Origin of the sequence: Micromonospora sp. CPCC 206061, from assembly GCF_036906915.1 — a bacterium.
GTDB lineage: Bacteria > Actinomycetota > Actinomycetes > Mycobacteriales > Micromonosporaceae > Phytohabitans.
Window position 1 is genome coordinate 43,651 of the sequence record NZ_JBAKHX010000020.1, and the last position, 12,139, is coordinate 55,789.

6 protein-coding genes are annotated in these 12,139 nt (G+C 73.0%); 1 reads left to right on the plus strand and 5 read right to left on the minus strand.

Annotation, left to right across the window (positions count from 1 at the left end; all coding sequences use genetic code 11):
* Window positions 1–44: 44 nt before the first annotated feature.
* The 3 genes from V6V89_RS16380 to gltB form a co-directional block, all read right to left on the minus strand.
* Window positions 45–386 carry an AAA family ATPase gene (locus V6V89_RS16380; protein ID WP_334619979.1) on the minus strand — a complete coding sequence of 114 codons (342 nt, stop codon included), beginning with the start codon at window positions 384–386 and terminating at the stop codon, window positions 45–47.
* A gap of 405 nt (window positions 387–791) precedes the next feature.
* Window positions 792–2,306 carry a glutamate synthase subunit beta gene (locus V6V89_RS16385; protein WP_334619980.1) on the minus strand — a complete coding sequence of 505 codons (1,515 nt, stop codon included), beginning with the start codon at window positions 2,304–2,306 and terminating at the stop codon, window positions 792–794.
* Window positions 2,299–6,894, minus strand: a complete 4,596-nt coding sequence (gene gltB / locus V6V89_RS16390) for a glutamate synthase large subunit (RefSeq protein ID WP_334619981.1) — start codon at window positions 6,892–6,894, stop codon at window positions 2,299–2,301. Before gltB ends, V6V89_RS16385 begins: the two co-directional genes overlap by 8 nt.
* Window positions 6,895–7,009: 115 nt before the next feature.
* On the opposite strand from gltB, the gene V6V89_RS16395 reads away from it, so the two are divergent.
* Window positions 7,010–7,837, plus strand: coding sequence for a GNAT family N-acetyltransferase (locus tag V6V89_RS16395; protein WP_334619982.1), 828 nt, complete (start codon window positions 7,010–7,012; stop codon window positions 7,835–7,837).
* Here the strand turns inward: V6V89_RS16395 and V6V89_RS16400 are convergent, their stop codons facing one another.
* Both V6V89_RS16400 and V6V89_RS16405 read right to left on the minus strand, forming a co-directional pair.
* Window positions 7,838–10,831 carry an AfsR/SARP family transcriptional regulator gene (locus V6V89_RS16400; protein ID WP_334619983.1) on the minus strand — a complete coding sequence of 998 codons (2,994 nt, stop codon included), beginning with the start codon at window positions 10,829–10,831 and terminating at the stop codon, window positions 7,838–7,840. It abuts the gene before it with no gap.
* A gap of 83 nt (window positions 10,832–10,914) precedes the next feature.
* Window positions 10,915–12,111, minus strand: coding sequence for an FAD-dependent oxidoreductase (locus tag V6V89_RS16405; protein WP_334619984.1), 1,197 nt, complete (start codon window positions 12,109–12,111; stop codon window positions 10,915–10,917).
* Window positions 12,112–12,139 lie beyond the last annotated feature (28 nt).

Genomic DNA, 12,139 nt, shown 5'->3' on the forward strand with positions numbered 1-12,139 from the left:
GCCGGGTGCCGTCCGGCTCCCGACAAGTAGCTATACGAAGGCGATCAAGACACGACCATGGCGGCGTGAAGGTCGGCTTCGATGCGGTCGACGGCCTGCTCGGCGGTGAGGTGGGACGGGGACACGACCACGTCGTCCAGCACCGGCACGAAGCCCGCCTCGGCGTACCCGTCGGCCATGTGGCACATGAGGCGGCGGCGCAGCAGTAGTTGGGCGTTGGCCTCGTCGGCAGGTGATCCACCGGGCGGGACGTATCCGTTCACGATGAACCGCTCCCCCACGAGGTCGCCCTCGATATGCGCCGAGCGCGGGTATCGCGCGGCCAGCAGCCGAGCGACGGTGGTCTTGCCTGCGCCGGGCAGGCCAGAGATCAGGATCGCGTGCACGCTGCGACGGTAGCGGGTTCGTCGCGAAGGTCTCCACGCCGTGCCATCCGGCGAGCGCCGCGCAGCCGCCCGAGCGCGGCGTCGGTCGACGCCGTACCCGCGGCGTCCGTCGCGCGTCGCGCGGACACCGTGCGGGGTGTGCGGCGCGACGACCATCCCCGACCAGGACCGCGCGGTGGGCGATCGCCCGCAATCATGACGGCGGCGTCGGCGATCGCGCCCGGCGCACAGCGCGGCAGGGTTGCGCGAACGCCGAGCTCGCGGCACCGATCAAGGAGATTTCCATCGATCAAGGGCAAACGCACGTGGATCGGAGATCAAAGCACGTGCATTTGCCCTTGATCGGCGGACAAGGGCCGGGCGGTCGCCGGCGGGCGGCGACCGAAGGGCGCGGGCGGGCGCGGGTTAGCGGGCTGCGGTCAAGGGTTGGGTGGATGGGGTTACGGGAGAGGGGAGGTCGCCGGCGCCGCCCACGTAGCGGTGGATCGCGGCTGCCGCCGCGCGGCCCTCGGCGATCGCCCACACGATCAGCGAGGCGCCGCGGTGCATGTCGCCGGCCACGAAGACGCCGTCGACGTCGGTCTGCCAGTCGGGGCGGGCGTCTACGGCGCCGCGCTTGTTGCGGGCGACGCCGAGCTGGTCGAGCAGCGGCTGCTCCTCGGTGCCGTCGAAGCCGATCGCCAGCAGCACCAGGTCAGCCGGGAGCTCGCGGTCGGAGCCGGGCACGTAGGTCATGATGCGCTGGCCGTCGCGCTTTTCGACCTGTACCTCCGAGATGCGCACCGCGCGCACCTGGCCGGTGCCGTCGTCGACGAACTCGCGCACGGCGACGGCGAACACGCGAGAACCGCCCTCTTCGTGGGCGGGGTAGTTGCGCAGGATCCACGGCCAGACGGGCCAGGGGTCGCGCTCCTCGTCCCGCGAGGAGGGTGGCTCGGGGTAGATGTCGAGCTGGTTGATGCCGGCCGCGCCCTGCCGGTGGGCGACGCCGAGGCAGTCGGCCGCGGTGTCGCCACCACCGATGATCACCACGTGCTTCCCCGCGGCGTCGATCGGCACACGAGGCAGAGGACCCGCGGCTGAATCATTGCCGGCAGCCGCTGTCGCGGCAGCGAAGCGGTTGGCGGGTACCAAGTGATCCATCGCGAGGTGGACGCCGCGCAACTGGCGGCCGGGCGTCTCGGGGGTGTCGCGCCCGGCCAGGGCGCCGCAGGCGAGCAGCACCGCGTCGTGCCCTTCGCGGAGCGAGGCGGCGGTGACGTCGACGCCCACGTTGACCGACGTGCGGAACTGGACGCCCTCGGCCGCCATCTGCTCAAGCCGCCGGTCGATGTGCTGCTTCTCCAGCTTGAAGTCGGGGATGCCGTACCGCATGAGGCCGCCGATGGCGTCGTCGCGCTCGTACACGGTGACCTCGTGACCGGCGCGGGCGAGCTGCTGCGCCGCGGCGAGCCCGGCGGGCCCGGAGCCCACGACGGCGATCCGCTTGCCCGACGGCGGCGGCACCGCCTGCGGGGTGACGAAGCCGTAGTCGAAGGCCCGGTTGATGATCTCGACCTCGACCTGCTTGATCGTGACCGCTTCGCCGCCCGCGATGCCGAGCACGCAAGCGGCCTCGCACGGCGCCGGGCACAGCCGCCCGGTGAACTCCGGGAAGTTGTTGGTGGCGTGCAGCGCCTCGATGGCGGCGGCCCAGCTGCCGGTGCGGACCAGGTCGTTCCAGTCCGGGATGCGGTTGCCGAGGGGGCAGCCGTCGTGGCAGAACGGGATGCCGCAGTCCATGCAGCGGGTGGCCTGCTCGCGGATCAGCGCGTCGCCGGCGACCGGGTAGACCTCGCGCCAGTCCTGGATGCGCACGGGGACCGGCCGCCGGCTCGGCAGCTGGCGGCCGTAGCGAAGGAACCCCTGAGGATCAGGCACGAGCGACCTCCATCACCGCTTCGTCGATGTTCCGACCGGCGGCTTCGGCGGTGCGGATCGCTTCCATGACGCGCTTGTAGTCGCGCGGCACCACGGCGGTGAACTCGTCGACCGCCTCGGGCCAGCGCTTGAGCAGGTTTTCGGCTACGGCCGAGTCGGTCTCGGCGAAGTGCCGCTCGACGAGGGCGCGCAGGGTTACCTGCTCCTCGTCGCTGAGCGGTTGGAGCTCGACCAGCTCGGGGTTGACCTTGCTCTTGTCGAGGCGCCACACGAACGCCGTGCCCCCGGACATGCCGGCGGCGAAGTTGCGGCCGGTCTGGCCGAGCACCACGACGGTGCCACCGGTCATGTACTCGCAGCCGTGGTCGCCGACACCCTCCACAATGGCCACACCACCGGAGTTGCGTACGGCGAACCGCTCGCCGACCCGGCCGCGCAGGAACAGCTCGCCGGCCGTTGCTCCATAGAGGATGGTGTTGCCGGCGATGATGTGCTCCTCAGCGGTGAACGGCGCGCTGGCCGCCGGCCGCACCACGATCCGGCCGCCCGAGAGGCCCTTGCCGACGTAGTCGTTGGCGTCGCCGTGCAGCCGCAGGGTCACCCCGCCCGGCAGGAACGCGCCGAACGACTGCCCAGCCGTGCCGTGCAGCGTGATGTCGATGGTGTCGACGGGCAGGCCGGCACCGCCGTACCGGCGGGCCACCTCGCCGCCGAGCATCGCGCCGACGCTGCGGTGCTCGTTGCGCACCGCGACCTCGGCACGCACCGGCTCGCGGTCGACCAGCGCCGGCTGGACCAGCGCGATCAGCTCGTTGTCGAGCGACTGCTCCAGACCGTGGTCCTGCGAGCGGATGCGGCGGCGGGCCGCGCCCTCGGGCAGCGCCGGCACGTGCAGCACCGGGGCAAGGTCCAGACCTTGCGCCTTCCAGTGCTCGACCGCGGGCGCCACGTCGAGCAGCTCGGCGTGGCCGATCGCCTCGTCGAGCGTGCGGAAGCCCAACTCGGCCAGGTACGCCCGGACCTCCTCGGCGAGGAAGAGGAAGAAGTTCTCGACGAACTCCGGCTTGCCGGTGTATCGCTCGCGCAGCACAGGATTTTGCGTGGCGATGCCGACCGGGCAGGTGTCGAGGTGACAGACCCGCATCATGATGCAGCCGGAGACGATCAGCGGCGCGGTGGCGAAGCCGTACTCCTCGGCGCCGAGCAGCGCGGCGACCACCACGTCGCGGCCGGTCTTGAGCTGGCCGTCGACCTGCACGGTGACCCGGTCACGCAGCCTGTTGAGCAGCAGCGTCTGCTGGGTCTCGGCCAGCCCCAGCTCCCAGGGGGTGCCGGCGTGCTTGAGCGAGTTGAGCGGCGAGGCGCCGGTGCCGCCGTCGTGCCCGGAGATCAGGATCACGTCGGACTTGAGCTTCGCGACGCCCGCGGCGACGGTGCCGACGCCGATCTCGGAGACCAGCTTGACGTGTACCCGGGCGGCCGGGTTGACGCACTTCAGGTCGTGCACGAGCTGGGCGAGGTCTTCGATCGAGTAGATGTCGTGGTGCGGCGGCGGCGAGATGAGACCGACGCCCGGGGTGGCGTGCCGGGTCTTGGCGATCCACGGCCACACCTTGTTGCCCGGGAGCTGGCCGCCCTCGCCAGGCTTCGCGCCCTGCGCCATCTTGATCTGCAGGTCGTCGGCGTTGACGAGGTATTCCCCGGTGACGCCGAAGCGGCCGCTGGCGATCTGCTTGACGGCCGAGCGCCGGGCCGGGTCGTAGAGCCGGTCGACGTCTTCGCCGCCCTCGCCGGTGTTCGACTTGCCGCCGAGATTGTTCATCGCGATGGCGAGCGTCTCGTGCGCCTCGGCCGAGATCGACCCGTACGACATGGCGCCCGTCGCGAAGCGCTTGACGATCTCAGAAGCCGGCTCGACCTCGTCGAGAGGGACGGCCGGCCGCACGCCCGTGCGCAGCGTGAACAGCCCGCGCAGCGAGCCAGCGTCCTTCGCCAGCTCATCGACCTTGGACGTGTACCGCTTGAACACGTCGTACTGCCGGCTGCGGGTGGCGTGCTGGAGCAGGAACACCGTCTCCGGGTTGAAGAGGTGCACCTCGCCCTCGCGGCGCCACTGGTACTCGCCGCCCACGTCGAGCCGGCGGTGCGCCCGCTCGGCCTCGTTGGCCGGGTACGCCCGCGCGTGCCGGGCCTTGATCTCCTCGTGGATGCCGGACAGGCCGACCCCACCGATCTTGCTGGGCGTGCCGTTGAAGTACCGCTGGACGAGCCGGGCCTCGAGGCCGACCGCCTCGAAGACCTGCGCGCCGCAGTACGACGACACCGTCGAGATGCCCATCTTCGACATGATCTTCAGGACGCCCTTGCCGAGCGCCTTGACGTAGTTGCGCACGCCCACCGCGGCCGAAGGCCGCCCATTCAGCCCTGCGGGCGCGACTCCTTTCAACACTCCGGTGGAGATCAGGTCTTCGACCGACTCGAACGCCAGGTAGGGGTTGACCGCCGCCGCACCGTATCCGATCAGCACGGCCGCGTGGTGCACCTCGCGACAGTCGCCGCTCTCGACGACGAGCGCGACCTGGGTGCGGGTCTGCTCCCGCACCAGGTGCTGGTGCACGGCCGCGGTGAGCAGCAGCGACGGGATCGGCGCGAGCTGCGCGTTGGAGTCGCGGTCGGAGAGCACCAGGATGCGCACGCCGTCTTCGATCGCCTCGGAGACGTGCCGGCAGATCTGGGTCAGTCGCGCCTTGATGCCGGCGGCGCCGTCGCGCAGCGGGTACAGGCCGGAGACCCGCACCGCCTTGAAACCGGGCAGGTCGCCGTCGTCGTCAATCGACAGGATCTTGGCGAGCTCGTCGTTGTCGATGATCGGGTACGGCAGCACGATCTGACGGCAGCTGGCCGGGCCAGGGTCGAGCAGGTTGCCCTCGGGGCCGATCGTCGACTGGAGGCTGGTGACCAGCTCTTCGCGGATCGCGTCGAGCGGCGGGTTGGTGACCTGCGCGAACAGCTGGTGGAAGTAGTCGTACAGCAGCCGCGGCCGGGTGGACAGCGGCGAGATCGGGGTGTCGGTGCCCATCGACCCGAGCGGCTCGGCGCCCGTGCGGGCCATCGGCGCCAGGAGGATCTTCAGCTCCTCCTCCGTGTATCCGAAGGTCTGCTGGCGGCGCTGCACGGAGTCGTGCGTGTAGACGATGTGCTCGCGCTCGGGGAGATCCTCCAGGTTGATCAAGCCCGCGTGCAGCCAGTCGTCATACGGGTGTTCCACCGAGAGAGAAGCCTTGATCTCGTCGTCTTCGACGATGCGGCCGGAGCCGGTGTCGACCAGGAACATCCGCCCCGGCTGCAGCCGGCCCTTGGCGACGACGGTGGCCGGGTCGAGGTCGAGCACGCCCGCCTCGCTGCCCAGCACGACCAGGCCGTCGCTGGTGCGCCACCAGCGGCCCGGGCGCAGGCCGTTGCGGTCGAGCACCGCGCCGACGACCGTGCCGTCGGTGAAGGCGACCGCCGCCGGACCGTCCCACGGCTCCATCAGGCTCGCGTGGAAGCGGTAGAAGGCGCGCCGCTCCGGGTCCATGTCGGTGTCGTTCTCCCACGCCTCGGGGATCATCATCAACATGGCGTGCGGGAGGCTGCGCCCGGCCAGGTGCAGCAGCTCGAGCACCTCGTCGACGTTGGCCGCGTCGGAGGCGTCGGGGGTGCAGATCGGGAAGAGGCGCCTGATGTTGCCCGGGATGTTCTTCGAGGCCAGCAGGGCCTCGCGGGCGTTCATCCAGTTCTTGTTTCCACGGATCGTGTTGATCTCGCCGTTGTGGGCGATGAACCGGTACGGGTGTGCCAACGGCCACGACGGGAACGTGTTGGTGGAGAAGCGGGAGTGCACCAGCGCGATCGCGCTCGCCACCCGCTCGTCGACGAGGTCCGGGAAGAACGCCGGCACCTGCTCCGGCGTCAACATGCCCTTGTAGACCATCGTGCGCGACGACAGCGACGGGAAGTACGCCGGCACGCCCCGCTCGGCGGTCTCGCGCTCGGTGCGCTTGCGCACGCAGAACGCGACCCGGTCGAGGTCGATGCCGGTCAGCGGGGAGCCCGCCCGGCCCTCCGGCGAGTCGGTCAGCCGGTGCGCGGCGATGAACAGCTGCCGGATGTGCGGGCGAGCCGCCTCGGCCGTCTCGCCCAGATCGGACGGGTCGACGGGCAGCTCACGCCAGCCGAGGATGTCGGCGCCCTCCACGAGCGCGTACTTCTCCAGCACCTGTAGCGCGCGCGTCGCCTGGTCGGGGTCGTGCGGCAGGAAGACCAGACCCGTCGCGTACTGCCCCTCGGGGGGCAACTCGAAGTCGACGACGGCGCGGAAGAACTCGTCGGGGACCTGGACCATGATGCCGGCCCCGTCACCAGTGTTCGGCTCCGCACCCCGGGCACCCCGGTGGTCCAGCCGGCACAGGGCCGAAAGCCCCTTCGCCACCACGTCGTGTGAGCGGCGACCGGAGAGATCCGCCACGAAGGCCACGCCGCAGGCGTCGTGCTCGTACGCCGGGTCGTAGAGCCCTTCGGGAGATGGCTGAAGGTGCGGATGAACCACCGGGCCTCCTGTCGTCGCTCGCGCTGAATCAAAGATCGGGACGACGTCGGCCCTGCTGAGTCCTTTGAGTCTACGTTAGGGGTTGCCGAACTCCACCAGCGGAGATTGATCACACGTGACTGAGCTGTTTGACCGTTTGGAACGCTTCTACGACGCCGTACCCCGTGACGGGGCCCACACCGAAGACTTCGGCGGGCTGGTGCTCTTCGTACGCGACGGCGCGGGTTGGCCGTACTACGCGCGGCCCCGACTGGGTGCTACGGAACCGCCGTCCGCAGCCGATGTTATCGCGGTTCGAGCCCGACAGCGCGAGGTCGGAGCACCAGAAGCATTCGAGTGGGTCCATGAAACGAGCCCAGATCTCCTCGCCGTGGCCCGGTCGGCCGGACTGCGCGTGCTCGAGGCGCCACTGCTCGTGCTGGACCGGGAGGCGCTGGTCACACCGCCACCGGACCTAGTAACGATCATCGATGCCGAGGCGCCGTCGTTCGCCGCGCACCTCGCGGCGCGGCGGGCCGTGGCGGCGGTCGGGTTCAGCACGCCGGGCACCGCCGCCGGCAGCGCCGGTCCCACGGAACGGGACATCGCGACGGTGCCGCTCGCGGAGGACGAGGTCGAGAGCGAGCGGCAGGCGGCGCTCGCGGGCCGGCGGGCGTCCGCGCTCGTGCCATCTCCCGATGGCGTACTGGCCAGCGGCATGTACCAGCGGGTCGACGACGTGGCCGAGATCGTCGGTGTGGCCACCCTCCCGTCGGCCCGCCGCCGCGGCCTGGCCGCTGCCGTGACAACCGCCCTGGCCAGTCACGCCCTCAGTAAGGGCACCGACCTGGTCTTCCTGAGCGCGGGCAGCGACGACATCGCGAGGGTCTACACGCGGGTCGGTTTCCGCCGCGTGGGCACGGCCTGCATAGCCGAGCCGGAGTCGATCCCTCCCCTGGGGTGACTACGGTGCGGCGACGAGGGGGCGGGGCCTGAACGCCTCGTCCAGGTCCAGCGTGCGCGCTTCGGCGTAGATGGGCTCGAAGAGGGGGCCCAGCGCGGCGCGGACGCCCGCAGTCGTCACCGCCAGGTCGGCTCTCTCGCACACGGGGACCGGAGCGCCGATCTCCGCCCGGATGCGGGCCGCCGCGCCCAGCAGGCGGGCCGCCCGGCGCGGGTCACCGGAGCGGTGCACCTCGGCGAGGGCCTCCAGCACGCTCGCGGTGCGCCACCGGTCGCCCACCTCGCGGTGCGTCGCGAGGCTCAGCGCCAGGTGCGCCTCCGCGCGGTCGATCCGGCCGGTGCGCAGCTCCACCAGGCCGCGCAGGTTGTGCGCCCAGCCGACGCCCTCCGGGAACCCCAGCGCCGCGTACCGCTCCAGGGCCGCGTCGAGCAGCGAGCCGGCCCGGTCGATGTCGCCCCGGTACAGGGCGACGGCGCCCAGGTTCATCAGGGCGGTCGCCGCCTGCTCCGGGTCGTCCAGCCGCTCGAACCAGCGCCGGCACGCCCGCAGCCGCGACTCGGCCCGCGCGAGGTCGCCGGCCAGCCACGCGGTGAACCCCCGCAGCAGCACCGCGCGCGCCTCGCCCAGCTCGTCGCCGCACTCGACGTAGGTGGCGGTCGCCTCGTCGAGATGGGCGGCGGAGATCGCGTACTGGGCGCGCTCGCGGGCCACCGAACCGAGCGTCATCACCACGCGGGCCTCGGCGCGCCGGTCGCCGGTGGCCCGGTACGCCGACCGGGCCGCCTCGGCGTAGTCGGCGGCCGTGGCGTAGTCGCACAGCAGCATGGCGAGCATCGCCGCGTCGGCACCGGCGGCCGCCCGCAGCGGAGCCGGCGCGTCCGGGTGCCGCACCAGGGCCGCCGACAGCCAGCCCAGCGCCTCCCGATAGTGGCCGCCGATCCGGCACGCCATCGCCAGCGCCGTCGAGAGCCGCAGGTCGCCGTACGGCACGGCCGCCGCCCCGGACTCGGCCAACCAAGCCATCGCCGCCCGCAGGTTGGCCGCGTCGGCGCGCAGCCGGGCCAGCCCGATCTCCTGCCCGGAGCCGCGCAACTGGACGTCGGCCGACTCCGCCACCGCCAGATAGTGGGCGGCGTGCGCGCGCCGCGCCGCGAGTTCGCCGCCCTCGCGGGCAAGCCGGTCGAGAGCGTGCCGGCGAATCGGCACGAGCATCCGGTACCGGTCACCGGTGCGCTCCACGAGCGACGCTCCGACGAGCGTGGCGAGCGCCTCCGCGCCGGGCGCCCCGGACGACATCGCCTGGCGAGCGGCCTCGGCGGCGGTGGCGTCGAAGCCGGCGAACACGGCGAGCCGGTCGAAGTACGCCTGCGTGGCGGGGTCGAGCTGGCGAAGGCTGGACTCCACGGTGGCGGCGACGGTGCGGTGCCGGTCGGGCACGGTCGGGTCTGGGCTCTGCAGCAGCCGCAGGTCGGTGCGGAGCCGGGCGACGATCTCGGGCACGCTGAGTAGCGGGGTGCGGGCGGCGGCCAGCTCGATGGCCAGCGGCAGCCCGTCGAGCTCGGCGCACAGCTGCGCCACCGCACCGGCACTGCCCTCCGCCACCGGGCGGCCCGCGCGGGCCTGCGCGCGCTCCAGGAAGAGGCGGGTCGCGGCCTCGGGCGGCAGCGGCGGCACCGGCACCGCCAGCTCGTCAGGTATCCGCAGCGCGGCGCGGCTGGTCGCCAGGATCCGCAGCCGCGGGCACCTGCGCAGCAGGCGGGCGGCCAGCTCGGTGCAGCCGGCGAGGAGGTGCTCGCAGTTGTCGATCACCAGCAGGAGGTCCTGGTTGCCGATCTCGTCGACGATGGCGTCGACCGCGTCGCGGCTCGACTCTTCCCGCAGGCCCAACGCCTCGGCGACCGCCCCTGCCACACGTACCGGAGACTCCACGGAGCTCAGCTCGACGAACCAGGGCACTGGCCCGCGGACCTGGCGCGCCGCGGCGATGGCGAGCCGGGTCTTGCCGGCGCCACCCGGACCGACCAGCGTGACCAGCCGGCGGTCGCGCAGCCAGCCGGCGATCGCGTCGAGCAGGGCGTCGCGCCCCAGCAGACTCGTCAGCGGTACTGGCAATGTCGCGCCGTGTGCGCTGCGGACCGGGCCCCGCATGGCCGGCCGCGGCACCTGGTCGGCCTCGGCGAGATCGCCCCGCTCGGCGGCCGCGGCCAGGGCGCGCAGCCGCTCGCCCGGCTCGACGCCGAGCTGGTCGCGGAAGGTCTGGCAGGCCCGCTCGTACACCGCGACCGCCTCGTGACGGCGTCCACTGAGGAACGTGGCGATGAGCAGCAGCTCCCAGCGGCGCTCGCGCAGCGGGTGGGCGGCGACCGCCTCTTGCAGCGCGGGAATCGCGGCGGCAGCCTCCGCGGCGGCCGCGATGGCAGCCGTCACCGCCTCGCGGTCGGCCACCGGGGCACCGCTCGCCCGCACGGCCGCACGGGCCAGGCGCAGCGCGCACTCCCACCGGTCTTCCAGCGCGACCGTGCGGCTCTCGCGCAGCCGGCGCACCTCGGCGTCGGCCCAGCCCGACATCCGCGCCTCGGCCAGCGGCTCCGGGCCGCGCCACAGCACCAGCGCCCGGTCGTAGAAGCGCACCGCGCCCGGCAGGTCACCGCCGCGTCTGCACGCCTGCGCCCGGCGCACCGCGCTCTGGAACCGCCGCACGTCGACCTGCCGCGTCACCAGCCGGTATCCCGCTGGGTGCACCTCCAGCGAGCCCCGCAGGCCGCAGCGGGCGAGGGCGCCGGAGAGGGCGGCTGCGTCGCGGTCGAGCGTGGCCGGCTCGCGACCCGCCTCGCGCAGCAGCGCCCGGCTGACGGTCTCACCGGCGCGAAGGGCGAGCACGCACAACAGGTCTCGCGGACCCCCGGCCAACGCGGTGGTGCCGTCCGGGCCCGCGAGCTCCACCGGGCCGAGCAAGCGGATGTGCCCCTCGACTCCACGCCGCCCGTTCGTCATCCCGCGTAGTGTGCACCTTGCGGAGCGCGACGGTCAGCCGGCCGTTCGGCTCGTTCGGGCTGTCCCTTTCCCGTGGTGTCGGGTCAGGCGGGGGGTTTCCAGGCGGCGGCCGCCGTCGCGGCGCTGCTCATCAGGCGAGGGCTGATCGTGCCGAGCGCGGCGTCGCGGGCTCGCAGCGCCAGGCGCCCACGCGTCTGGAGCACCGCCGACATGCGGCGGGTCTGGCGCACGACCGTCACCGCGCGCGGCCGGCGCAGCCGCGAGTAGGCCTCGACGGCCGCCTGCGCCTGCTGGCCCGGCACGACCTCGCGCAGGACCGAACTGAGCGTCGCCGCGTCCTCGAGGGCGAGGCACGCGCCCTGGCCGAGGTGGTGCGGCATGGCGTGCGCGGCGTCGCCGAGCAGCACGAACCCGCCCGTACCTGCTGGGAACCCGTAGCCCCGGGGCAGCGGGCGCAGCTCGCGCACCTCCTGCTGCACCAGGTCGTCGGGCTCGGTGGCGGCGAGCAGGTCGCCGATGGGCGCGTGCCAACTGGAGAACCACCGCCGCAGCAGCGCGAGCTGGGTTGCGGGCGGCTCGGGGCGGGGCGCGCCGGCCGCCGTGGCGACCCAGTAGATGCCGCCGCGCGTGGAAGCGCCCGCCGAGCCGCGCTCGCCCAGCGACGCGGCCACGAACCGGTATCCGGCACCGAGGGTCTCGCCGCGCACGGGCACGTCGCCGGGCAGGCTGGGCGCCCGGTACCACGGGATCACGGCCCGCCACGCCGCGCAGCCGGAGCTGACGACGGTGGACTCGGGCGCGAGCCGCTGCCGGACGGCGCTGTCGATGCCGTCGGCGGCCACCACGACGTCAGCCTCGAACGTGGTGCGCCCGTCGCCTACCGCCGGCCGGTCACCCGGGTTGGCGCGTACCGAGCGCACGGTGACACCGGTGCGGATCTCCACCCGGTCGCCGAGGCCCGCCACCAACGCGTCCTGCAGGTCGTCGCTGTGCACCACGACCGGCAGCCGGGTGCCGCCGACCCGGGGCTGCACGAGCCACTGGCCGTCCGGACGGCGTATCCCCGTGTCGGGCAGCGGCGTCGCGATCGCGGCCAGCCCGTCAGCGATGCCGAGCGATTCCAAAGCCCGTACCGCGTTGGGCCACAGGATCAGCGCGGTGCGGCCGGGGCGGACCCGGTCGTCGCGCTCCAGGAGCGTTACCTGCCAACCGGACCGGGCCAGCCCGCCCGCGGCCGCGAGGCCACCGATCCCGGCACCCACGACGACTGCGGTACGCATGGGCTGCGCCCCCTTGCTCGGTTTGGTC

Excerpts from the sequence above, each read along its gene's own strand:
- V6V89_RS16405 (WP_334619984.1), bottom strand. The coding sequence starts at position 12,111 with ATGCGTACCGCAGTCGTCGTGGGTGCCGGGATCGGTGGCCTCGCGGCC.
- V6V89_RS16400 (WP_334619983.1), bottom strand. The coding sequence starts at position 10,831 with ATGACGAACGGGCGGCGTGGAGTCGAGGGGCACATCCGCTTGCTCGGC.